The sequence below is a fragment of the Pseudoalteromonas sp. SG41-5 genome, from assembly GCF_014164495.1.
In the GTDB taxonomy this organism is placed as follows: domain Bacteria; phylum Pseudomonadota; class Gammaproteobacteria; order Enterobacterales; family Alteromonadaceae; genus Pseudoalteromonas; species Pseudoalteromonas rhizosphaerae.
The window spans coordinates 14,606-37,143 of the sequence record NZ_JACJFH010000032.1 but is presented as its reverse complement, the minus strand read 5'-3'; the positions used below and the strand labels follow the sequence as shown (position 1 = coordinate 37,143).

At 42.1% G+C, this 22,538-nt stretch carries 23 protein-coding genes; 17 read left to right on the top strand and 6 right to left on the bottom strand.

Features of this window, described 5'->3' with window-relative positions:
* Window positions 1-83: 83 nt before the first annotated feature.
* The 5 genes from H5232_RS10495 to H5232_RS10475 all read left to right on the top strand — a co-directional run bounded on the left by H5232_RS10495 (window position 84) and on the right by H5232_RS10475 (window position 5,618).
* A complete protein-coding gene (locus H5232_RS10495) occupies window positions 84-431 on the top strand; it encodes a DUF3802 family protein (RefSeq protein WP_149980484.1) in 348 nt (115 codons plus the stop codon).
* 81 nt (window positions 432-512) lie between these two features.
* Window positions 513-926, top strand: a complete 414-nt coding sequence (locus H5232_RS10490) for an OsmC family protein (RefSeq protein WP_145238042.1) — start codon at window positions 513-515, stop codon at window positions 924-926.
* A gap of 88 nt (window positions 927-1,014) precedes the next feature.
* Window positions 1,015-1,827 (top strand): adenosylmethionine decarboxylase, encoded by an 813-nt coding sequence (speD, locus tag H5232_RS10485; RefSeq protein WP_145238045.1) that lies wholly within the window; start codon window positions 1,015-1,017, stop codon window positions 1,825-1,827.
* A gap of 220 nt (window positions 1,828-2,047) precedes the next feature.
* Entirely contained in the window at window positions 2,048-3,538 is a 1,491-nt protein-coding gene (locus H5232_RS10480) for an NAD(P)H-hydrate dehydratase (RefSeq protein ID WP_182718916.1), read from the top strand.
* Window positions 3,539-3,725: 187 nt separating this feature from the next.
* Window positions 3,726-5,618, top strand: a complete 1,893-nt coding sequence (locus H5232_RS10475) for a methyl-accepting chemotaxis protein (RefSeq protein WP_259398528.1) — start codon at window positions 3,726-3,728, stop codon at window positions 5,616-5,618.
* 45 nt (window positions 5,619-5,663) lie between these two features.
* Here H5232_RS10475 and H5232_RS10470 read toward each other — a convergent pair whose 3' ends face one another.
* The 6 genes from H5232_RS10470 to H5232_RS10445 all read right to left on the bottom strand — a co-directional run bounded on the left by H5232_RS10470 (window position 5,664) and on the right by H5232_RS10445 (window position 9,951).
* Window positions 5,664-5,861 carry a hypothetical protein gene (locus tag H5232_RS10470; protein ID WP_182740568.1) on the bottom strand — a complete coding sequence of 66 codons (198 nt, stop codon included), beginning with the start codon at window positions 5,859-5,861 and terminating at the stop codon, window positions 5,664-5,666.
* Between the two features lie 250 nt (window positions 5,862-6,111).
* Window positions 6,112-6,510 (bottom strand): VOC family protein, encoded by a 399-nt coding sequence (locus H5232_RS10465; protein ID WP_149980488.1) that lies wholly within the window; start codon window positions 6,508-6,510, stop codon window positions 6,112-6,114.
* Between the two features lie 237 nt (window positions 6,511-6,747).
* Window positions 6,748-7,161: a nucleoside diphosphate kinase regulator gene (rnk, locus tag H5232_RS10460; RefSeq protein WP_145238060.1), complete on the bottom strand. Its 414-nt coding sequence runs from the start codon at window positions 7,159-7,161 to the stop codon at window positions 6,748-6,750.
* A gap of 178 nt (window positions 7,162-7,339) precedes the next feature.
* Window positions 7,340-8,986, bottom strand: coding sequence for a chaperonin GroEL (groL, locus tag H5232_RS10455; protein ID WP_145238063.1), 1,647 nt, complete (start codon window positions 8,984-8,986; stop codon window positions 7,340-7,342).
* A gap of 47 nt (window positions 8,987-9,033) precedes the next feature.
* The gene (locus tag H5232_RS10450) at window positions 9,034-9,321 is read right to left on the bottom strand and encodes a co-chaperone GroES (RefSeq protein WP_145238066.1); all 288 of its coding nucleotides are present in this window, start codon (window positions 9,319-9,321) and stop codon (window positions 9,034-9,036) included.
* Window positions 9,322-9,474: 153 nt separating this feature from the next.
* Complete coding sequence (locus tag H5232_RS10445) at window positions 9,475-9,951, bottom strand: FxsA family protein (protein WP_182718924.1); 477 nt, start codon at window positions 9,949-9,951, stop codon at window positions 9,475-9,477.
* A gap of 211 nt (window positions 9,952-10,162) precedes the next feature.
* Between H5232_RS10445 and cutA the strand changes: the two genes are divergently transcribed.
* The 12 genes from cutA to hflK all read left to right on the top strand — a co-directional run bounded on the left by cutA (window position 10,163) and on the right by hflK (window position 22,537).
* Entirely contained in the window at window positions 10,163-10,483 is a 321-nt protein-coding gene (cutA, locus tag H5232_RS10440; RefSeq protein WP_145238073.1) for a divalent-cation tolerance protein CutA, read from the top strand.
* Window positions 10,483-12,312: a protein-disulfide reductase DsbD gene (locus tag H5232_RS10435; RefSeq protein WP_182830842.1), complete on the top strand. Its 1,830-nt coding sequence runs from the start codon at window positions 10,483-10,485 to the stop codon at window positions 12,310-12,312. Before cutA ends, H5232_RS10435 begins: the two co-directional genes overlap by 1 nt.
* A 227-nt stretch (window positions 12,313-12,539) precedes the next feature.
* Window positions 12,540-12,992, top strand: coding sequence for a type II 3-dehydroquinate dehydratase (gene aroQ / locus H5232_RS10430; protein ID WP_145238079.1), 453 nt, complete (start codon window positions 12,540-12,542; stop codon window positions 12,990-12,992).
* A 33-nt stretch (window positions 12,993-13,025) separates the two neighbouring features.
* Entirely contained in the window at window positions 13,026-13,487 is a 462-nt protein-coding gene (accB, locus tag H5232_RS10425) for an acetyl-CoA carboxylase biotin carboxyl carrier protein (RefSeq protein ID WP_145238082.1), read from the top strand.
* Between the two features lie 26 nt (window positions 13,488-13,513).
* Window positions 13,514-14,854 (top strand): acetyl-CoA carboxylase biotin carboxylase subunit, encoded by a 1,341-nt coding sequence (gene accC / locus H5232_RS10420; RefSeq protein ID WP_145238085.1) that lies wholly within the window; start codon window positions 13,514-13,516, stop codon window positions 14,852-14,854.
* 128 nt (window positions 14,855-14,982) lie between these two features.
* Window positions 14,983-15,456, top strand: a complete 474-nt coding sequence (tsaE, locus tag H5232_RS10415) for a tRNA (adenosine(37)-N6)-threonylcarbamoyltransferase complex ATPase subunit type 1 TsaE (protein ID WP_145238089.1) — start codon at window positions 14,983-14,985, stop codon at window positions 15,454-15,456.
* Window positions 15,457-15,485: 29 nt separating this feature from the next.
* The gene (locus H5232_RS10410; RefSeq protein WP_145238092.1) at window positions 15,486-16,829 is read left to right on the top strand and encodes an N-acetylmuramoyl-L-alanine amidase; all 1,344 of its coding nucleotides are present in this window, start codon (window positions 15,486-15,488) and stop codon (window positions 16,827-16,829) included.
* Window positions 16,830-16,845: 16 nt separating this feature from the next.
* Complete coding sequence (mutL, locus tag H5232_RS10405) at window positions 16,846-18,693, top strand: DNA mismatch repair endonuclease MutL (protein WP_182830841.1); 1,848 nt, start codon at window positions 16,846-16,848, stop codon at window positions 18,691-18,693.
* 10 nt (window positions 18,694-18,703) lie between these two features.
* A complete protein-coding gene (miaA, locus tag H5232_RS10400) occupies window positions 18,704-19,621 on the top strand; it encodes a tRNA (adenosine(37)-N6)-dimethylallyltransferase MiaA (RefSeq protein WP_182830840.1) in 918 nt (305 codons plus the stop codon).
* A 79-nt stretch (window positions 19,622-19,700) separates the two neighbouring features.
* On the top strand, window positions 19,701-19,964 hold the full coding sequence (gene hfq, locus H5232_RS10395) for an RNA chaperone Hfq (RefSeq protein WP_064668197.1): 264 nt from the start codon (window positions 19,701-19,703) through the stop codon (window positions 19,962-19,964).
* 16 nt (window positions 19,965-19,980) lie between these two features.
* The gene (gene hflX, locus H5232_RS10390; protein WP_149980498.1) at window positions 19,981-21,264 is read left to right on the top strand and encodes a ribosome rescue GTPase HflX; all 1,284 of its coding nucleotides are present in this window, start codon (window positions 19,981-19,983) and stop codon (window positions 21,262-21,264) included.
* A 106-nt stretch (window positions 21,265-21,370) separates the two neighbouring features.
* The gene (hflK, locus tag H5232_RS10385) at window positions 21,371-22,537 is read left to right on the top strand and encodes an FtsH protease activity modulator HflK (RefSeq protein ID WP_149980499.1); all 1,167 of its coding nucleotides are present in this window, start codon (window positions 21,371-21,373) and stop codon (window positions 22,535-22,537) included.
* Window position 22,538: the final 1 nt, after the last annotated feature.

Here is a 22,538-nt window from a genome sequence, read left to right as displayed (position 1 = left end):
GTATTGGTTAATGCTCAAAGGTAGCAATTAAAAGCGCTTTCTGCTTAAATCAATACAGTCGTTTTAATTAGGTGTGGATAATTATGGTTTTAGATAGGCAAGGATATGATGACCTCATCATGTATCTTACTCAAAATTTAGCATTATTTGAGAAGTCCGGCGAAATAAAACCAGGCGCTCCTACTATTATGGAGCTAATAGAAGATGATATTGCTGAAAATGTCATGTTGTTATGCCAGCAACACACAGAGCTTTCTACTGAACAACGTAGTCAAATCGTGCGTGAAGTAGATGGCATTGTATACGACTTACAAGAAGTCCTCAGCAGCGTCACCAGTAATCAAGTGACAATAGAGCAACATGCATTTATCGATGAATTTGCCGCATTGGTAAAAAACCTCTTTGATAGCGCAGTTGTCGAAAGTGCCTGATCATTCCAATTATCGTTTTTAATTTGCAACTGCGTCTGACTTCCTTACAATCAAGGAAATAACTTCTTTGAGAGTAATAAAATGCAAGCGAATGTGAAATGGGTTGAAGGCGATACTTTTTTAGGGCGTTCTAATTCTGGTCACAATGTTGTGTTTGATGCTGGTAGCGATAGCGCCGCACCAAGCCCAATGGAAATGGTATTAATGTCAGTTGGCTGCTGTTCATCGGTTGATGTAGTCAGTATTCTAAAAAAAGCTAAACAACAGTTTTCAGATGTGCAAGTGCAATTGAGTGCTGAACGCGCAGAGTCCGCTCCGCGAGTATTCACTAAGATTAACTTACACTTTGTTGTGACTGGCGACAACGTTTCAGAAAAGCACCTTGCGCGTGCCGTTCAACTATCTGCAGAGAAGTATTGTTCAGTAGCATTAATGCTTGATAAAACAGTAGAAATTACCCACACACACGAAGTTATACAAGAACAGGGAAAATAACGCTTTTTCCTGAGGTGAAATTCGTATAAAATCCGCGAACTTTTCATTCTGCTCTGGCAGATTTCACTTGTTTATAGGTTGGTTTATCATGAACAAACCCTTCGATAAAATTAAACTTCATGGCTTTAATAACTTAACCAAAAGTTTAAGCTTTAGTATTTACGATATTTGCTATGCAAAGACTGAGCAACAACGTAAAGAATATATTGAATATATCGACGAACAGTACAGTGCTGATCGACTAACCGATATTTTAGGTGAAGTAGTAGACATTATCGGTGCGAATATTTTAAATGTTTCGCGTCAAGATTACGACCCTCAAGGTGCTAGTGTAACAATTCTGATCTCAGAAGAGCCAATTGAGCAGCAGCAAACTTATGAAGTTGATGAAGCACCAGGACCATTACCTGAAACAGTTGTTGCTCATTTAGATAAAAGCCACATCTGCGTTCATACCTATCCTGAAGCTCACCCTGATGATGGTATTTGTACTTTCCGTGCCGATATCGAAGTATCAACCTGTGGCATTATTTCGCCATTAAAAGCGTTAAACTTCCTAATTCATAGCTTAGAGTCAGATGTTGTAACAATTGACTACCGAGTGCGTGGTTTTACCCGTGACGTAGATGGTGTTAAGCACTATATCGATCACGCGATCAACTCAATTCAAAACTACATGACCGAAGATACCAAAGAAGCGTACCAAATGATGGACGTGAATGTGTATCAAGAAAACTTGTTCCACACTAAGATGATGCTAAAAGAAACAGACCTAAATACTTATTTATTTGGTGTTACTACGAGTGATTTATCTGAAGACGAAGAAGAAGCAATTCGTTCTAAATTAACACGTGAAATGCAAGAAATCTTTTACGGCCGTAACCTGCCGGAAGCAGAATAAACTCACTTAATTAGTAAGTTTTAAAAAACGGCGCGCAATGTAAATTGCGCGCCGTTTTTTATTAAAGTTGCTAAATGCAGCAACAAAAGCAAACGAAAACACCATCCTTCCTAAGTATACCTCCTAAATTAGCCTGAAAATGTTGGTGACGACATTCCTTGACGCTAGCAGCTGTGGCTAATAGTCTAAGTAAACAGCCCGTCTTCTATTATGGATCAATATGCAGAATCAAGGCCTAGCACAGCAACTATTTTTGGCAAAGCAGGTGAGGGAGCACGAAGCAAAAGCAGCGACCTTGGCAGGCGTTAGCATGTTCACTTTGATGGAGCGCGCAGGGCATGCGGTATTCTCGCAGTGTATCGAGCATTTTCCGAATGCTCAGCGCTACTTTATTCTGGTCGGTTATGGTAATAATGCGGGCGATGGCTATATTGTGGCAAGCCTTGCCAAGCAAGCCGGTAAAGAAGTCATTGTACTTGCAGCCGATACCAGTAGACATCTCACCGGGGATGCGCTTACAGCTCAGCAACGTTGGCAAGCATTGGGGGGCGAAGTTGAAAGTTACACGCAAGGTCGCCTCAATAATGCCGATATTATTATTGATGGTTTGTTAGGTACCGGAATTAATAGTCAAGTTCGTCGGCCATTTTTAACGATGATTGAAGATGCCAACGCGCAACCTAGCGCAATAGTGGCAATTGATTTACCTTCAGGCATAGACGCCGACACCGGGCAGCCACTTGGCATCGCTATTCAGGCTACTATTACCGTTACTTTTGTGGGGATTAAACAAGGCTTAGTAACCGGTGCCGGGCGAAGTGCTGCAGGAAAAATCATTTTTAATGATTTAGGGATCGCAGAATCATTTACCAAGTTAGTGGATGCTAGCGCAACACTTATCAATATCACTAGTTTCAAACCACTTGCTGCACGAAGTCGCAATAGCCATAAAGGGAACCACGGCAAGCTGTTATGCGTCGGTGGGAATCAAGGTACTAGCGGGGCCATTCGTTTATCAAGTGAAGCAGCACTTCGTACAGGTGCTGCAATGGTGCGTGTTTATACTCATCAAAGCAGTGTACAAGTCGTTAGTAGTGGTCGCCCTGAATTAATGGTCAGTTGCGACAGTTTATCCGCAGCCCTTGCATGGGCAAATTGTGTCATTATTGGTCCAGGTCTTGGTCAGGATAGTTGGGCGCAAATCGCATTTGAGCAGGTTATACAATATTGCTTAGCAAATAATTTACCATTAGTTATTGATGCTGATGGCTTAAATTTGTTGGCTAAGCATGCTTTAGAGTATCGCCTTAAAAATTGCATAATAACCCCGCATGCTGGTGAAGCCTCACGGCTAATGAAAGTTTCAATTGCTGAGATTGAAGCAAATCGCTTTCAATCTGCTACGGATTTAGCTAAACGTTATACCAGTACCAGTGTGCTGAAAGGCGCGGGTAGCCTGATCGCCAACGGGCAGCAAACTTGGTTGTGCGAAAATGGTAATCCAGCGCTTGCCGTTGGTGGCAGTGGTGATGTGCTTACCGGCATCATAGGTGCGTTACTTGCTCAAGGTTTCGCTGTTGATCAAGCCGCATGTTACGGTGTGACATTGCACGCTAAAGCAGCCGATATTTTGGCAGAACGCGAAGGGGAGCGCGGCATGTTGCCAAGTGATTTATTTGCGATTGTCAGGCAGCTCATTAATGGTAAATAGCGGTTAAATATACTTTTTGGTCACTATTTTTAGGAACTCGTTTTGCTAAATACAGCACAGTCCCTATACTCTAATTTGCGCGGCTATTATTTACTACTGAGGTAAAAAGAAGATGTTGATACAAAAAAAAATGTACCTAGGGAGTTTTCTGCTGCTGTTGTTTGCTTTAATTATTCTGTCAGGAATAATGCAGCTAGTTGTTACGCCAATCATTAAAAATGACGCTATATCCAGCGCAAAATTACAAGCAAAGGTGATCGGCGAATCGTTAGCAAAAGATTTAGCTAAAAGTGCCACCTTAACGCAAAGCTTAGCCGTGGTAGCCGAGACTTTGCCATTGCAGCAAGCGGCCTTTATTGAAAATATTGCTCCTTTGATTGCAAGTGGCAAAGGTATTGCGGGTGGTGGTATTTGGCCTGAGCCGAATAAAATGCTGCCTTCAGCAGCAAAGGCATCTCTTTTCTGGGCGAAAACAGGTAATGGCCAATATAAACTTTTAGATGATTATAACCAGCCCGACAGCAGCGCGTATCAACAAGAAACCTGGTATAAAAATGCCATTAACGCTAATCGGGGTGAGTGCGTTTGGTCCGAAGCTTATGTAGACACGGTATCGAATGTACCGATGGTTACCTGTTCCGTGAAAATAATCCGTGATAACCAATTTTGGGGGGTTGCCACTTTAGACGTTGAACTGGCATCTATCGAAAGCTCATTGATCGCAGAGAACAATGCTACGGGCACCTATAACTTTATTTTAGATAGCGCCGAGCAACTGGTATCGATTCCATCGATACGCAATACTAATTTAGCAATGATGAGCCTTACTCAGGTTGCCAGTAAAGACAGTAGCTTAAAGCCGTTGGTCAGCGCCTTGCAAAACAGTAATACAACTGTTGCTGAATTTGCCAGTGGTGTGGTTAATAATGACCAATCTATTTTAGTAACTTACTCATTGGCAGAGCAAAATTGGCGCTCCGGGGTTATTATTCCTGCCGCAATTGCCAAGAAAACCGTTAACACCCTCACTTATTATTTATACAGTTCATTTATCGCCCTTATTCTCGCTTTTGTATCAGTATTACTGATTTTTGGTAATCGCCTGGTGCAGCAAATTAACACCACCACAGAGCAAGTTAGAATGTTGGTGCAAGGTCGCACGAATTCAAAACTGGCGGTGCGCGGAAGTGATGAAATGAGCCACTTATGCGAAGCGATTAATGATTATGGCGATCATCTGATTAAGATTTTAGAACAGATCCAAGCAGAAGCCGCTGCGGTTAAAAACAACGCTGAAGCGATGGATACCTTAAGTAATAACAGCCAAATTCGTACCCAAGAGTTGATGGAAGAAAACAACATGTTGGCTGAGGCAATTCATGAAATGTCGATAGCAGCCTCATCAGCCTCACAAGATGTTTTGAGCGTTGCAGATATTACTACGCAATCAGCTGATTTAGTGAATTCTGGTTTTGATGTTATTGAGAAGAATGCCGAATCAATCCAGTTATTATTTGATAAATTAACGGAATCATCAGATGCCATTTCACGGATTGCACAAGACTCAAAACAAGTGGGCTCGGTGCTTGATGTGATCATGAATATTTCAGAACAAACTAATCTACTTGCGCTTAATGCTGCCATTGAAGCCGCTCGAGCAGGTGAATCAGGACGTGGTTTCGCGGTAGTGGCTGATGAAGTTAGAACCTTGGCACATCGTACTCAGCAATCGGCTGGCGAGATTGAAACCATGATCAGCCAATTGCAAGAAGCCGCTAGTCGAGGGGTTAACGTTATTGGGCAATGCCGTGAATACTCTGAAGTAGTGAACGAGCGCTCAGCAACAACACGTGCACAGTATGAAAGTATTGTTACCGCGTTTAATGATATTAAAGAGCGTTCATCAAGCATTGCCGTAGCGACTGAAGAGCAATCACAGGTAACCGAAAATGTGAAAAACTTGGCAGAGCGAATTCGTGAGATCTCTGTGCAAAATGCCAGTGATGCTGAAGAATTTCGTAGCGTCAGCAAAGATTCAAATAGCCAAGCACAGCGTTTATATCAAATTAGTCAGCAATAATGTGATTCATTGATAGTGTTTTTCAAGCATCGTTAGCTGAGAATCTCAGCGCGATGCTTCACCTTCGTCCTCTTCTGGTGGATCGCCGGAGTCTTCTTTGCGTTTACGTTGCTCTTGTTTGGCTTTTTGTACATTCTCAAGTTGCGGGGGTGGAATAGGGAATAACGAAATAAGCGCAAAGAACGACAAAAATAAAAAAGCCCCTCGTGACATGGTTTTACCCCAAGCGACAATTTTCATCATGGCCCAAAACACAATCAGCAATAATTTTCATCATGGCCCAAAACACAATCAGCAATAATATGCTCACTACAAGCCAATGCAGCAGTAATGTTCCAAGACTGACCTTATCTAATAAATCCATTTGTGTTTAATATGGTTACTAATAGTTAGTTAATGAGGGTTAATTGAGCAATATCAAGTCAACCAGAGGTTCCATATTAAGCCAGTAGGTTGTGATTTATCGCGATTAGTGACCTCTCACTGACTGCTTTTAATTTAATTGTAGTAAGTCCCATTTATTACCATACAAATCTTCAAATACCACAACGGTGCCGTATTCTTCTACGCGGGGCTGTTCATTAAAGTTAACGCCATTTTTTTGCATTAATTCATAATCTCGCCAAAAGTCATTGGTATGTAAAAATAAAAACACTCGGCCGCCAGTTTGGTTGCCCACAGCCTCTAACTGCTGTTGAGTACTTGCTTGTGCGAGTAATAAATTAGTGCCATTAGAGTTCGGTGGTGATACTAATACCCAGCGTTTACCATTACCCTGATCAGTATCTTCGATTAAATCAAACCCCAGTTTTTGAGTGTAAAATGCAATCGCATCATCATAATTCCCTACAACTAATGCCATGCTACCTATATGCTGTTTTATGTTTGTCATTGTCCTAACTTGAAATAATGCAGTGCTTAAAGATGCTTTTTAGCATATAAGAAAATATAACCCGAGGACAAAAGACTGGTACGTTAAGTGCGGTGCTAGATTTATCAGTAGATCTGACTTCAGTCAGAAAGCTTTTCCCGATAAATCTGGACTTACGTGTGGCTGGCGCTAGGTTTTAAACTTATTATCTTTAAAAACAAAACCCAGCTTTCACTGGGTTTTTAATAACACTAAATATTATCGATGTAACTCACCGGCTCGTTCTGGCTGATAAGTGATTGCTTTTATTTTTACTTTTATGAGACCGCCACTTGGTTTTGGCCATTCAATTTCATCACCTTGCGATAGACCAAGTAAGGCGCTACCAACAGGGGCTAAAATTGATATTTTATCAGCACTTGCATCAGCATTTTTTGGATACACTAAGGTCTTAGTGAATTCTTCTTGGGTCGATTCAACGATAAAGTTTACCGTTGAGTTCATAGTAACCACTGTCGAAGGCACATCTTTTGGCTCAACGATTGTTGCGCGGCCAAGTTCAGCTTCAAGTTCTTTTTCGCCAGCAAAGCTTCCTGCTGGTAATGATTCCATTAAATCATACAATCTATCAGCATCGAGTGACGAGATGATCAGTTCAGGCTTTTTATTCATCTTAATATCCTTAATTATGTCTTATAAATAAAATTAACTCTGAGTATGGTTTTGGCATACAGTTAAAAAGCACTGCAATACGCTGGAGTCATTTTATTTGCTACTTTATCGTTGCTCTTAAAGCTAAAAACCCAGCCGAAGCTGGGTTTTTATTTTAGCTAGATGGTTAGGAGATGAATTACATCATGCCGCCCATACCACCCATGCCGCCCATGCCTCCCATATCAGCGCCGCCAGCTTCATCCTTTGGGATTTCAGCTACCATTGCTTCAGTGGTGATCATAAGGCCAGCAATCGAGCCTGCAAATTGTAGTGCAGAGCGCGTTACTTTTGTTGGATCTAGGATACCCATTTCAATCATGTCGTTGTATTCGCCAGTTGCTGCGTTGTAACCGAAGTTACCCGTGCCGCCTTTAACTGCGTTAATAACAACAGACGCTTCGTCACCTGCGTTGGTAACGATTTGACGAAGTGGTGCTTCCATAGCACGTAGTGCTACTTTGATACCGTGGCTTTGATCTTCGTTGTCACCAACTAAATCAACAAGTTTGCTTGCTGCACGTACTAGTGCAACACCACCACCAGGCACTACGCCTTCTTCAACCGCAGCGCGAGTTGCATGAAGTGCATCTTCAACGCGGTCTTTTTTCTCTTTCATTTCGATTTCAGTAGCAGCACCTACTTTGATTACCGCAACACCGCCGGCAAGTTTAGCCATGCGCTCTTGTAGTTTCTCTTTATCGTAGTCTGATGTTGCTTCTTCGATTTGTGCTTTGATTTGCGCAACGCGACCGTTGATGCCAGCTTCTTCGCCTGCACCATCGATGATAGTTGTATCATCTTTAGTGATAACTACGCGCTTTGCAGTACCTAAATCTTCAACTGTTGCTTTTTCAAGTTCCAGGCCGATTTCTTCAGAGATAACCGTACCACCAGTTAATACTGCGATATCTTGTAGCATTGCTTTACGACGGTCGCCAAAACCAGGTGCTTTAACTGCTGATACTTTAACGATACCGCGCATGTTGTTAACAACTAGAGTAGCTAGTGCTTCGCCTTCAAGGTCTTCAGCAATGATAAGTAATGGTTTGCTTGCTTTAGCAACGGCTTCTAATGTAGGTAGCAACTCACGAATATTAGAGATTTTTTTATCTACAAGTAGAATAAATGGGTTATCTAATTCAACAGCGCCTTTTTCTGCGTTGTTGATGAAGTATGGAGATAAGTAACCACGGTCAAACTGCATGCCTTCAACAACATCTAGTTCGTTTTCAAGTGATTGACCTTCTTCAACAGTGATTACACCTGAATTACGGCCTACTTTTTCCATTGCTTCTGCAATGATGTCGCCAATTTCTTTATCAGAGTTAGCTGAAATAGTACCCACTTGAGCGATTGCTTTTGCATCGGCACATGGTACTGAAAGTTCTTTTAGCTCAGCAACAGCTGCGATGATTGCTTTATCAATACCGCGCTTAAGGTCCATTGGGTTCATGCCCGCAGCAACCGCTTTTAAGCCTTCGTTTACAATTGACTGTGCTAATACTGTTGCAGTAGTTGTACCGTCACCGGCTGCATCGTTTGCTTTAGATGCAACTTCTTTAACCATTTGTGCGCCCATATTTTCAAACTTGTCTTCAAGTTCGATTTCTTTTGCCACTGATACACCATCTTTAGTGATCACTGGAGAGCCAAATGATTTGTCTAGGATTACGTTACGGCCTTTAGGACCTAAAGTTACACGAACTGCGTTTGCTAAGATGTTTACGCCAGCTAGCATTTTAGCGCGTGCGTCACCTGCAAAAAGTACTTCTTTTGCTGCCATGATTAATTTCCTCTGAATTCTGAATGTTTGTTAAACGAAAAGTAGCTTTAGCCTACAATGCCTAAAATATTGTCTTCACGCATGATCAGGTACTCTTGACCTTCGATCTTTTCAGCTTTTTCAACATATGAGCCGAATAACACAGTGTCACCGACTTTAACTTCTAATGCTCTCACATCACCGTTATCTAGAGTACGGCCATTACCCACTGCAATAACTTTACCGCGGGTTGATTTCTCAGCCGCAGAACCAGTTAATACAATACCGCCAGCAGATTTGGTTTCTTCTTCTAGGCGCTCAACGATCACGCGATCATGTAAAGGACGAATGTTCATTTTATTTAGTTCTCCTAACAGTTTCTGAACAGGACAGAAAAAAGCTTTATATGTACCAGTTTGCATTAAACCCTGTGGTTCAAGGCAATTGATTTAGTTGTACTCAGTAATGGGGGTATTGCTTCAAAACCCAAGTGATAAAAATTAAAATTTTTAATCTTTTCTCTCGTACTCACCATCAATAGTGGTCGGCTCACTCATTTTGCGAGGTTCTGGCTCTGCATGAGTGTGCTGATTAAATGCTGTTGGACCTTGTTGCATGCCTGCACTCATACGCACAGTTGCTTGACTAGCAAGGCCTGCAGCTAGTTTATTGCGAATGGCCGGGGTCAATAATAAAAAACCGAATACGTCGGTCATAATGCCTGGAGTTAGCAATAATATGCCGGCGATAATCACACATAAACCGGTAAATAATTCTTTGGCTGGCATTTGCCCTTGCGCCATTTGTGTTTGCACATTTTGCAGTGCGCCCATACCTTGTGTTCTAACTAATTTTGCGCCGAATATTGCGGTTACAATAACCAGTGCAATAGTGGCGAATCCACCAATTACATCAGCTACTTGAATTAACAACGCAATTTCAATAATTGGCACGAGAATAAATAATAAAAACAAAAATCTAAACATAAGGCTCTCTAAATAGTGATCACTCAGTTGAGTTGATGAAATATAAATATGGGTTATCAGGTCTTTTTTCAAGGCTAGTGGTAAAGCTGTGTTGGCTAAATAGCCTGAACTCTGATTAAGCGATTTATTATCCGCAGTTTAGGTTAACTACACTTTGCCTTAGCTATCAGCTACTATGGCATTGGGCAGAGCAATCAATCAAAGGTTCAATATGACGACTCATTTTCGACTTATTTTTACCACTTGCGCAGATGTAAGTGAGGCACGCTCCATGGCTGAGCAATTAGTTAAGCTTAAATTAGCTGCGTGTGTGAACATTCTTCCAAATGTGGAATCTGTTTATATGTGGCAAGGAGAGGTTGCTTATGCAACCGAGTGTAAATTATTAATTAAAACAAAGTCAGAAAAAATGAATGAATTGATTCAAACTATCAAGCAATTACATAGTTATGAAATTCCTGAAATACAGGTTATTGATGTGGCCACTGGCAATTTAGCCTATTTTAATTGGATGGATGAGGTACTTAATTAATGCGTTGTTTTTTTTTATTGCTTTGTGCGCTGTCGTTAATGCCAGCACAGGCTGCAACTAATAATTTATTAAGTGATTTGCTGCAGCCCGCAGAGCAAACATTTTTACCTGTTGATCAGGCATTTTCATTTGATTTTGATCAGCAAGGCAGCACTCTTTTTATTGGTTGGGATATTGCGCCAGGTTATTACCTATATAAAAAGAAGCTAGAAATTATTGGTAAAGGTGCTGATATTGAAGTGCCTGATCTTGGTAAAGGCGTGATCATTGAAGATGAGTTCTTTGGCAAAACAGCAGTGTTTTTTGATTCACTGAGCGTGATCAGCAAGCTAAGTAATATAGCTGAGGGTGGCGTAATTAAAGTACGTTATCAAGGCTGTGCTGAAGCAGGACTATGTTACCCGCCAGAGATCATCACCATTCCATTGAGTATGATTGCCGGTGAAACCCCTGCAACTGATAATGCAACAGCAGGCAATGCATTAGCTGCGCTTAGCGCTGAATCAGCGGCTGCTACAGAAGATGTTGTAACGCAAGAAGATGACTTAGAAAAAGAATTAAACTTTACTGAAAAACTGGCCTCGCAAGGTTTGTTAGCGAACTTAGCGATTTTCTTTTTGGTCGGTATTGGCTTGGCATTTACGCCATGTGTATTTCCGATGTTTCCTATTTTGTCGAGCCTAATTGCAGGACAAAAAAATCTTTCCACTAAAAAAGCTTTTGCGCTTTCTTTTGTTTATGTGCAGGGTATGGCCGTTACGTATGCGGCGCTGGGCCTTGTGGTTGCATCACTTGGTGGTCAAGTGCAAGGTTATTTGCAGCACCCATATGTATTGATTAGTTTCAGTTTATTATTCGTTTTACTCGCTATGTCGATGTTTGGTTGGTACGAAATAAAGCTCCCTAGCGGCATGATGAATAAGCTCACACAAGTAAGTAATAATCAAAAAGGCGGCAACTACATTGGCGTGTTTTTAATGGGGGTTTTATCGGGTTTAATTGCTTCACCTTGTACCACCGCACCGTTATCAGCTGCGCTATTGTTTGTTGCGCAAAGCGGCGATTATTTAGTTGGCGGCTTAACTTTGTATGTGCTGAGTTTAGGGATGGGTATTCCGCTGCTGTTATTAGGCACCTCTGGCGGTAAATTATTGCCAAAAGCAGGCGGCTGGATGGAACAAGTTAAAACCCTGTTTGGTTTTATCATGCTGGTAGTGCCATTGATCTTGCTTGAACGTATTGTCGATGCAGACATCATATTACTTATGGCGGGCTTATTAGCATTAGCAACGGCCTTGTATTTACATCATTGGCAGAGCGCTCAAACACAAGGTAAGTTAAAAACTGCATTGTGGTTTGTTGCAACGTTATTAGTTGTTAGCGGTGTGAGCTTAACTAAAAACTATATATGGCCAACAGCGCAAGTTGTTAGTGCCGCAAATGGCGAGCAACAAGAGCGCGGCTTTAAATTAGTTGCTGACTTAGCTGAGCTCAAACAAGCAATAAATGATGCAAACAGTGGTGGTCGTTTAGTGATGGTCGATTTATATGCAGATTGGTGTGTTGCGTGTAAAGAGTTCGAGAAATACACTTTTCCTGACGCTAAAGTACAAGGTGAGTTTGCAAACTTTGAGTTGTTAAAAATTGATTTGACCGAAAGTGATGATAAAACAATTGCTGTAATGGAAGAGTTTTCGGTATTTGGTTTACCCAGTATTTTGTTTTTTGATACACAAGGTGAAGAGCTTGCAGCACAGCGTGTGACGGGCTTTTTAAATGCCAAGGACTTTGCTGAGCATTTAGCTAAAGTGAGAAATAGCGCTAAATAAACGTTTTTCGCACCGCTATTTTAAACGCCACTTTATATGAGTGGCGTTTTTGTTTTTGTGGTGGCTACTAGTGATTAGACCAGTATTTTGCTGCTATTTACATCGAACTGGCTATAATAGGTGGTTAACGTGAGAAATACTTGCTATTTTAGTTTTTCCCCTCTACATTTTGCGGGAATTTCTAATCAAAATGGCTTAACTCATTATTTATAGGATTATCGCGTATTATGGCTGCAAAATTTAAACTTTTAGTTATAAATGGCCCTAACTTAAACATGCTGGGTAAGCGTGAACCAGAAAAATACGGTTTACAAACACTGAGTGAGATTATGAGCGAACTAACTGAGTTTGCGCATGGTCTAGATGTTGAGCTAACGCATTTTCAAAGTAATAGTGAGCAAGCTTTAATTGAGCACATACATAGTGCATGGCAGGTCATTGATTACATTATTATCAACCCAGCGGCATTTACGCATACAAGCGTGGCTTTACGTGATGCGTTACTGGCTGTTGATATCCCGTTTTTTGAAGTGCACTTAACTAATGTGCACACGCGGGAAGCGTTTCGTCATCATTCATATTTTTCTGATGTGGCGCAGGGCGTGATATGTGGATTAGGCGCAATGGGTTATCGCGCAGCACTTGAAGCTGCGGTCAATCGGTTGCAAAACTCGAATTAATTTTAAACTAACAAACTAACAGGCGGGTCGTTCATGGATATTCGCAAGATCAAAAAACTAATTGAACTAGTAGAAGAATCAGGTATTGCTGAATTAGAAATCACCGAAGGTGAAGAATCAGTACGTATCAATCGTAATAATATGAGTGCAGGTCCTGCTTACGCTCCGCATTATGCACCACAGTACGCACCAGCACCAGCTCCAGCCCCTGTAGCTGCACCTGTTGCAAGCGCAGAAGCGGCAGCACCTGCCGGTCCTACTGGCCATCAAGTATTATCGCCAATGGTTGGTTCTTTCTATACAGCAGCTTCTCCTGAAGCGCCTTCATATGTAGAAGTGGGTTCACAAGTTAAAGTAGGTGATACGCTTTGTATCATCGAAGCGATGAAAATGATGAACCAAATTGAGTCAGATAAAGCGGGCACCGTGAAAGCGATTTTAGTTGAAAATGGCGAGCCAGTAGAATTTGATCAACCTTTATTCATCATTGAATAATAGCGCAACCTAAAAGGCCAACTCTAATGTTAGATAAAGTAGTCATTGCAAACCGAGGTGAAATTGCACTTCGTATATTGCGCGCCTGCAAAGAGCTTGGGATCAAAACGGTTGCTGTGCATTCAACGGCGGATCGCGATCTTAAGCATGTATTGCTTGCAGATGAAACAATATGTATTGGTAGACCTTCTGCCACTGAAAGTTACTTAGACATTCCGCGCATTATTGCGGCAGCTGAAGTAACCGATGCAGTTGCTATCCACCCGGGTTATGGTTTCCTTGCAGAAAACGCTGATTTTGCTGATCAAGTTGAACAAAGTGGTTTTGTGTTTATTGGTCCGCGCGGCGACACGATTCGTCTAATGGGCGATAAAGTATCTGCAATCGAAGCAATGCGTAAAGCTGGCGTACCATGTGTACCAGGTTCAGATGGTCCGGTATCGGATGATAAAGACCGCAACATGCAAATCGCTAAACGTATCGGTTACCCAGTGATCATCAAAGCCGCTGGTGGCGGTGGTGGTCGTGGTATGCGGGTTGTTCGCAGTGAAGCTGAGTTAATTGACTCAATCGCTTTAACGCAACAAGAAGCAAAACAGTTCTTTGGTAATAGCATGGTTTACATGGAAAAATTCCTTGAAAACCCACGTCATATCGAAGTTCAAGTATTGGCTGACGGGCAAGGTAATGCTGTTCACTTAGGTGAACGTGATTGTTCTATGCAACGTCGTCATCAAAAAGTAGTCGAAGAAGCGCCAGCACCAGGTATTACTGCTGAAGTGCGTAAGTTTATCGGTGAGCGTTGTACGCGTGCATGTATCGAAATCGGTTATCGTGGTGCGGGTACATTTGAGTTCTTATACGAAAATGGTGAGTTCTATTTCATTGAAATGAACACTCGTATTCAGGTTGAGCATCCAGTGACAGAAATGGTTACCGGTGTTGATTTGATCAAAGAGCAGTTAAAAATTGCAGCGGGCCAACCACTATCATTCACGCAAGACGATGTCGTTATTCGTGGTCATGCAATTGAGTGTCGTATTAATGCTGAAGATCCTGAAACGTTTATCCCGTCACCGGGTAAAATTACGCGTTTCCACCCAGCAGGTGGTTTAGGTATTCGTTGGGACAGCCATATTTATGCTGACTACACAGTGCCACCACACTATGATTCAATGATCGGTAAATTAATTACTTACGGTGAAAACCGTAATGTAGCAATTGCCCGTGCACGTAATGCATTGAATGAGCTTGTGATTGACGGTATTAAAACTAATACGTCATTACATAAGCGCATCTTAGCGGATGAAAATTTCCAAAATGGTGGTACTAATATCCACTATCTTGAGAAAAAATTAGGTCTATAGTCCTAATTACAAAAAAAACCGGCAACTTTGCCGGTTTTTTTGTGTCTATAAGTGTCGATTCTCGCCTTAGTAAAATAATCTGGTATGATTAACAAGTTATCGTTTTTAATACTATCCATGAGGTTAGAATGACGCACTGTGTTGGTTTTCAACTCGCTGATGAAGCTGCAACGGTTAAAATGGGCAATCAACTTGCTATGCTAATGGAGCAAGGTGCAGTTATTTACTTACACGGTGATTTGGGAGCAGGTAAAACCACTTTAACACGTGGTGTGATCCAAGGCTTTGGTCATCAAGGTAAAGTTAAGAGTCCAACTTATACGCTGGTGGAGCCTTATGAGTTGGCAACGGCCAATGTTTATCATTTTGATTTATATCGTTTAGGCGATCCAGAAGAATTAGAATACATGGGTATTCGAGATTATTTTTCGCCAACAGCTATTTGTGTGGTGGAATGGCCTGAAAAAGGCGGCGAGTTTATCCCAACACCAGACTTAGATATTACTTTACGTTATGTCGGCGATGCACGAGCAATTGAGATCCAAAGCATTAGCCCGCGTGGTCACAGTATCGTGGATAAACTCAAAAACCATAGTGAATAACAACAAATAACAAGGGTGTGAAGATACCGATGAGTCGAGTTGTCATAAAGTGGATGGGTGCTTTTTTGCTGTTAGCAATCAGTGCTAATCTCTATGCACAAAATACTATCAATAGTGTACGGGTGTGGCCATCGCCAGATAGTACGCGGGTAGTATTCGACTTAACGGATAAGCCCGACTTCAGTTATTTTATGCTAAAAAATCCACTGCGCTTAGTGGTCGATTTAGAAAATACAGATAAAATAAAAGACCTACCAACTATTCCCAGTAAGCATCAAATCGTCAGTAAACTACGTTACTCGAAAGCGAAAAGCAGCCAGGGGGTACGATTTGTTTTTGAGCTTACAGGGGCCGTTAAACCGGTGATTTTTGCACTGGCGCCAACGGGACCTTATAAAAATCGTTTAGTGGTCGACTTATATGACAAAAATCAAGCAGAGCCAGTAGCTGCAACGAGTAATACTGCGGTTAAAAAGCGTGAGCTTAATCAACAACGCGATATTATTATTGCTATTGATGCAGGCCATGGCGGCGAAGACCCTGGGTCAATTGGCCCCTCTGGTACTTATGAAAAAGATATCACATTACAAATTGCCAAACGCTTAGAGCGGATGATTGATGCCGAGCGCGGGATGATTTCGCGAATGGTGCGAAGTGGAGATTACTTTGTCAAACTTAATACCCGCACTAGCCGTGCAAGGCAGAAAAAGGCTGACTTTTTAGTTTCAATTCATGCGGATGCATTTACTAGCCCGCAACCAAATGGCGCCTCTGTTTGGGTGTTATCACTTCGTCGTGCTAATTCAGAAATTGGTAAATGGATAGAAGATAAAGAAAAACATTCAGAGCTACTCGGTGGTGCTGCTGGAGTGATTAAAGACACGGCCAGTGAAAAGTACTTGGCGCAGGCGCTGTTGGATATGTCGATGGATCATTCGATGAAAACCGGTTTCAGCGTTGCTGAAGGCATGGTTCATGAGCTTAAAAAGGTCGCTAAGTTACATAAAAAAGAGCCGCAAGCGGCTAGCCTAGCGGTATTAAAGTCACCAGATATTCCATCTATTTTGGTCGAAACTGGGTTTATTTCAAACCCGCGAGAAGAAAAACTATTAAAAAGTGCTAATCACCAAGAGCGCTTAGCGAAAGCAATATTTACTTCTATCAAAAGCTATTATCTGAAAAATCCTCCGGATGATTCGCTGTTTGCGTCGTTAAAATCGCAATATCCCACTAAACATAAAGTTCGCCCTGGTGAGTCGTTAAGTTTGTTAGCTAGTCGCTATGGGGTATCAGTAGGTAAGCTTAAGCAAGTCAATCAATTAAAATCTAATACCTTGTTTATTGGTCAAGAGTTAGACATTCCGCAAAGTTAAAATCGTTAGGATCAGTATGAGCATTGAAATATTACCCGCGCGATTAGCTAACCAAATTGCTGCGGGCGAAGTGGTTGAGAGACCCGCATCTGTGGTCAAAGAACTCGTTGAAAATAGCCTAGATGCAGGCGCAACACGTATTCAAATTGATATTGAGCGCGGCGGTCATAAGCTTATTCGCATTCGTGATAACGGCTCAGGCATTGATAAAGACGAGCTCACGTTGGCGCTTTCTCGTCATGCTACTAGTAAATTAAAGTCCCTTGATGATTTAGAAAATATTTGTTCTTTGGGCTTTCGCGGCGAAGCATTGGCGTCTATTAGTTCGGTATCGCGTTTGACACTTAGCTCAAAAACCAAACAGCAAGAGGCGGCTTGGCAAGCATTTGCACAGGGGCGAGATATGGCGGTGCAGATTAAACCCACTGCTCACCCTGACGGGACCACCATTGAAGTTAAAGACTTATTTTTTAATACGCCCGCTAGACGTAAATTTTTACGCACCGAAAAAACCGAATTTACTCACATTGATGAGTTAATAAAGCGTATTGCCCTGAGCCGTTTTGATGTGTCAATTACCCTCACCCATAACGATAAAGTAGTGCGTCAATATCGTGCTAAAACCGACCCTGCACAGGCTATTGCTCGGGTCGCTCAGGTTGCAGGTAAAGCCTTTGCTGAGCAGGGGTTATATATTGAGTCAGGCGATACAGGCTTGCAGCTACATGGTTGGGTGCTACCAGTTGGCTCGAGTAATACTACGCAATATACCTATGTAAATAATCGTATGATGCGCGATAAGCTTATTTCTCATGCCATTCGCCAAGCGTTCGAAGAAGTCGCAGGCCAAGAAGAGCTACCGGGCTTTGTTATTTATATCGACATTGATCCGCGTCAAGTGGATGTAAACGTGCATCCTGCGAAACACGAAGTGCGTTTTCATCAAGGTCGCTTAGTGCATGACTTTATTTTGCAGGCAATTAAACAAGTCGTGGTGCCGCTTCAAGATGATTTTGCTGGTGTTACTCAGCATGTTGATTCGCAACACAGCGATGCTAAAGCAGCGCATACAGCAACACCCGCTCACTCCAGCAATACAGCAGGCAGTTTGTTTGATTATCCTAAGTCGCACTTACAACCAGCGGAGCAAGCTCGCTACGGTGCTAATTTAGCACCTAGTGGTGGTGGATATACAGGTTCAAGCGAGCGAAGTAAGCAAGCGAGCCGGACAAATCATCAAGATGTGAGTGCGTTTTATCAAGGGGTCAATGAGCAACACGCCAGCCATTTTGATCAACCTATTGGCGTTACTCAAGAAGTAGCACCATTGTTACAGACGCAAAGTGCGCAGCCGTTGCTGGTACAAAGTGATGGCGGTTGTGTATTTAGCCTGCAACAGCAATTATATTGCTCACACTTTAAATATTTATTAGTCAATGATTGGCTTGAGCTTATTGCTGAGCAAGGCAGCTTAGAAGGAAAAGCCTTACTATTGCCTGTGCGAGTTAATATCAGTAAAGAAGACAGCCAAAGCTTAACACAGCAACAATCATGGTTTACCTTGCTGGGCTTTGAGTTATTGATTGAAAAGCAATTTGTGATGGTTAAAAAGTTGCCACAGAGTTTGTATCTGCTTGATGTGAGCCAAGCCGTAGATGCGCTATTAAAAGCCACTAAGGCTGAGCTTAATAGTGTGGAGCAATGGCTAAACTGGCAGCTTAGCCAAGTGCCCGAGCGCTTTTTTGCCAGCCAAGCTTTTGCCTTGGCGGTTACGCGAATGCAAAATAATCCGCAAACAATCCAGCGTTTATCTGCAAAAGCAGTTAAAATAGATTTAAGTTATTTTTTAGCACAGTTAGATTAAGGTTATCGAGTTGAGTAATTTACCGGTCATTTTTTTAATGGGCCCAACCGCTGCAGGCAAAACTGCATTAGCAATCGCCTTATGCCAACATTTAAAAACTGAAATAATCAGCGTCGATTCAGCCTTAGTGTATAAAGATATGAACATAGGTACGGCAAAACCAGATCAACATGAGTTAGCGCTTGCGCCACACCATTTAATTGATCTAATCGACCCTAGCGAAAGTTACTCAGTAGCTGATTTTCGTCGTGATGCAATTGAAAAGATTGACCAATTTCACCAACAAGGTAAAGTGCCTGTATTAGTTGGTGGTACAATGATGTACTTTAAAGCATTAATTGATGGATTATCGCCATTACCTGAAGCATGCCCGGTAGTACGAGCAGAGCTTGAGCAACAAGCCAAGCAACATGGCTGGCCGGCACTTTATAAAGAGCTTGAGATAATTGATCCGCAAGCGGCACAAAAAATGAGCGAGAATGACTCGCAACGTATTAACCGCGCCCTTGAAGTTTACCGATTAACGGGTAAAACAATGACTGAATTACAAAAAAGTAAGCAGCCGAGTTTACCGTATACTTTTCATCAATTTGCTATTGCGCCTGATGATCGCGCCGATTTACACCAGCGAATTGAACAAAGGTTTAAAATAATGCTTGAGCAGGGGTTTGAAAATGAAGTTTCATCCCTATATCAACGTAAGGATTTACACCCTAACTTACCTTCCATTCGTTGCGTGGGTTATAGACAAATGTGGGATTACATTGCTGGCGAGATTGATTTCGATGAAATGGTCTTTCGCGGTATTGCAGCAACACGACAGCTTGCTAAGCGTCAATTGACGTGGCTAAGAGGTTGGCCCGATGTAACGTGGTTAACAACGGGTGATGAAGAAAACTTGCAACGTGTTGTAAGTTCGCTAAGCTAGTAGTAGTTGAAATTTTTTAGCTTTGTTAAATGAGTTCAGCCACTTAATTATAATAACACCTAGAACGAAGGAAAATAACATGGCAAAAGGCCAATCGTTACAAGACCCATTTTTGAATGCGCTACGTCGTGAGCGTATTCCAGTATCAATCTTTTTGGTTAATGGCATCAAACTACAAGGTAAGATCCAGTCATTTGATCAATTTGTTATTTTACTAGAAAACACCGTGAATCAAATGGTGTATAAACATGCGATTTCTACCGTAGTTCCTGCTCGTGCTGTTAACTTCCAAGGTATTCAAGGAAGCGAAGACGGTGAAGAGCCTGAAGCTGGAAATTTTTAAATTAGGAGCATAATGTTTGTTTGACCGTTATGAAGCCGGCGAACAGGCAGTCTTAGTTCATATCGACTTTCCAAAAGAAGGGGATCGTGAAGATCTTCATGAATTGGAAATGTTGGTATCTTCTGCTGGTGTTAGCAGTTTGGCGGTTGTGCAAGGCAGCCGTCAAGCACCACATCCGAAACTATTCGTCGGTACCGGAAAGGCTGAAGAAATCGCTGAGATTGTCAAAATCCACAACGCAGATGTCGTCATTTTTAATCATCAACTCAGACCGTCACAGGAACGCAATTTAGAACGCGTTTGCCAATGTCGTGTGCTTGATAGAACGACGCTTATTCTTGATATTTTTGCGCAACGTGCACGTACCCATGAAGGTAAGTTGCAGGTTGAGCTAGCACAATTGCGTCATATGTCGACGCGTTTGATCCGAGGCTGGACGCATCTTGAACGCCAAAAAGGCGGGATCGGTTTGCGCGGGCCTGGTGAAACTCAGCTAGAAACAGATCGACGTTTATTGCGAGTTCGTATTCAAAGTATTCGCGCGCGTTTAGAGAAAGTGGCAGTGCAGCGTGAGCAAGGTAGACGTGCTCGTAACCGCAATGAAATTCCTACGGTGTCGTTGGTAGGGTATACCAATGCGGGTAAGTCGACGCTATTTAATCGCATTACTAACTCTAATGTGTATGCTGCTGACCAACTGTTCGCGACGCTTGATCCAACCTTACGCAAACTCGAAATAGAAGATGTTGGTTCGATAATTTTAGCCGATACCGTTGGCTTTATTCGTCATTTACCCCATGACTTAGTTGCCGCATTTAAAGCGACGCTAACCGAAACTCGTGAAGCTGATTTACAACTTCATGTGGTCGATGTTGCGGATCATCGTCGTAAAGAGAATATTGAACAGGTACAATCGGTTCTTAAAGAAATAGAAGCTGATGAAGTGCCGCAATTGTTGGTTTACAACAAAATTGATGCGCTTGAAGATATTGAACCACGTATTGACCGTGACGATGAAGGCATGCCTATTAGAGTATGGTTGTCGGCACACAGTGGCGCAGGGTGTGAACTATTGTCTGAAGCTATCAGCGAGCTGTTAGCAAAGAAAATGTTTGTTCATACGCTTAAATTAGCTCCGCAATATGGTCGTTTACGTGCTGCGTTGTTCAATTTAAATGCCGTGCATCAAGAAGACTTTGATGAACAGGGTCATTGGTTACTTGCTACTCGACTGCCTATGGTAGAATGGAATCGTTTAAGAAAAGAGTTTGGTCCTGAAATCGACGCTTTTATTTCGTAATTCGAAAAAACTACCGCACAATGTCATTTTTAGTATGAGAACTGCGGTATTTTTGTTAGATTTAACGTAATTACCTAAATTATTTAGATAACAATGGAGTATAGCTATGGCCTGGAATGAACCGGGTAATAATGGCAATGACAAAGATCCGTGGAACAAAAAAGGCGGACGTGATCAAGGCCCACCTGACTTAGACGAGGTGTTTCGTAAATTCAGCAGCAAGTTTGGTGGCTTATTTGGCGGTAAAAAATCCGGCAATGGCGGCGGCGGACTTGGTGGAGCTGGTCTTTCATTTGTACTGATCATTGCTGCAATTGTATGGGCATTGAGCGGTATTTATACCGTGAAAGAAGCAGAGCGCGGCATCGTTTTACATTTTGGTCAATTTGACCGCATTGCAGATCCAGGTCTGCGTTGGAAAATGACGTTTATTGAAACGGTAATTCCGGTTGATATTGAAGCCGTTCGCTCATTATCGACGTCTGGTTTTATGCTCACTGAAGATGAAAACGTGGTAAGCGTTGAGTTTCAGGTGCAATACCGTGTTATTGATCCTTTCCTATACAAATTTAGTGTAACTAATGCTGATTCTAGCTTAGAAGAAGCGCTAGAGAGTGCACTGCGTTATGTTGTTGGTCATTCAAAAATGGACCAAGTATTAACGAATGGCCGTGAGGTTGTGCGTCAAAATACCTGGGATGAACTGAATAAAATCGTCGAACCGTATAACTTAGGTTTGATCGTAACTGACGTTAACTTTAAAGACTCACGCCCACCGGCTGAAGTTAAAGACGCGTTTGATGATGCCATTGCCGCACAAGAAGATGAACAACGTTTTATTCGTGAAGCTGAAGCATACGCGCGTGAAATTGAACCACGTGCTCGTGGTCAAGTTACTCGTATGACGCAAGAAGCTGAAGGTTACGGCGAGCGCATTATTTTAGAAGCACAAGGTGAAGTCGCGCGTTTTGAAAAGCTATTACCTGAATATCAGGCTGCTAAGCGTGTAACCCGTGAGCGTTTATATATTGATGCCATGGAAGAAGTGCTAGGTAACAGTTCAAAAGTGCTAGTTGATGTTAAGGGCGGCAATAATATGATGTATTTACCGCTTGATAAAATCATGGATAAGCAAGGGAACGCAACCCGTGTTGCATTACCTAGCTCAAGTGATATTAACGACTTACGCAATAAAGTTAATACATCGCGCAATAGCACTGTGAACTCAAGTTCAGACCGCTTTGGTGCTGATCGCTTTAACGACGGGCGATAAG

Coding starts and splice junctions, on each gene's coding strand:
- H5232_RS10495 (WP_149980484.1), top strand. CDS start 84: ATGGTTTTAGATAGGCAAGGATATGATGACCTCATCATGTATCTTACT.
- H5232_RS10490 (WP_145238042.1), top strand. CDS start 513: ATGCAAGCGAATGTGAAATGGGTTGAAGGCGATACTTTTTTAGGGCGT.
- speD (WP_145238045.1), top strand. CDS start 1,015: ATGAACAAACCCTTCGATAAAATTAAACTTCATGGCTTTAATAACTTA.
- H5232_RS10480 (WP_182718916.1), top strand. CDS start 2,048: ATGCAGAATCAAGGCCTAGCACAGCAACTATTTTTGGCAAAGCAGGTG.
- H5232_RS10475 (WP_259398528.1), top strand. CDS start 3,726: ATGCAGCTAGTTGTTACGCCAATCATTAAAAATGACGCTATATCCAGC.
- H5232_RS10470 (WP_182740568.1), bottom strand. CDS start 5,861: ATGATGAAAATTGTCGCTTGGGGTAAAACCATGTCACGAGGGGCTTTT.
- H5232_RS10465 (WP_149980488.1), bottom strand. CDS start 6,510: ATGACAAACATAAAACAGCATATAGGTAGCATGGCATTAGTTGTAGGG.
- rnk (WP_145238060.1), bottom strand. CDS start 7,161: ATGAATAAAAAGCCTGAACTGATCATCTCGTCACTCGATGCTGATAGA.
- groL (WP_145238063.1), bottom strand. CDS start 8,986: ATGGCAGCAAAAGAAGTACTTTTTGCAGGTGACGCACGCGCTAAAATG.
- H5232_RS10450 (WP_145238066.1), bottom strand. CDS start 9,321: ATGAACATTCGTCCTTTACATGATCGCGTGATCGTTGAGCGCCTAGAA.
- H5232_RS10445 (WP_182718924.1), bottom strand. CDS start 9,951: ATGTTTAGATTTTTGTTTTTATTATTTATTCTCGTGCCAATTATTGAA.
- cutA (WP_145238073.1), top strand. CDS start 10,163: ATGACGACTCATTTTCGACTTATTTTTACCACTTGCGCAGATGTAAGT.
- H5232_RS10435 (WP_182830842.1), top strand. CDS start 10,483: ATGCGTTGTTTTTTTTTATTGCTTTGTGCGCTGTCGTTAATGCCAGCA.
- aroQ (WP_145238079.1), top strand. CDS start 12,540: ATGGCTGCAAAATTTAAACTTTTAGTTATAAATGGCCCTAACTTAAAC.
- accB (WP_145238082.1), top strand. CDS start 13,026: ATGGATATTCGCAAGATCAAAAAACTAATTGAACTAGTAGAAGAATCA.
- accC (WP_145238085.1), top strand. CDS start 13,514: ATGTTAGATAAAGTAGTCATTGCAAACCGAGGTGAAATTGCACTTCGT.
- tsaE (WP_145238089.1), top strand. CDS start 14,983: ATGACGCACTGTGTTGGTTTTCAACTCGCTGATGAAGCTGCAACGGTT.
- H5232_RS10410 (WP_145238092.1), top strand. CDS start 15,486: ATGAGTCGAGTTGTCATAAAGTGGATGGGTGCTTTTTTGCTGTTAGCA.
- mutL (WP_182830841.1), top strand. CDS start 16,846: ATGAGCATTGAAATATTACCCGCGCGATTAGCTAACCAAATTGCTGCG.
- hfq (WP_064668197.1), top strand. CDS start 19,701: ATGGCAAAAGGCCAATCGTTACAAGACCCATTTTTGAATGCGCTACGT.
- hflK (WP_149980499.1), top strand. CDS start 21,371: ATGGCCTGGAATGAACCGGGTAATAATGGCAATGACAAAGATCCGTGG.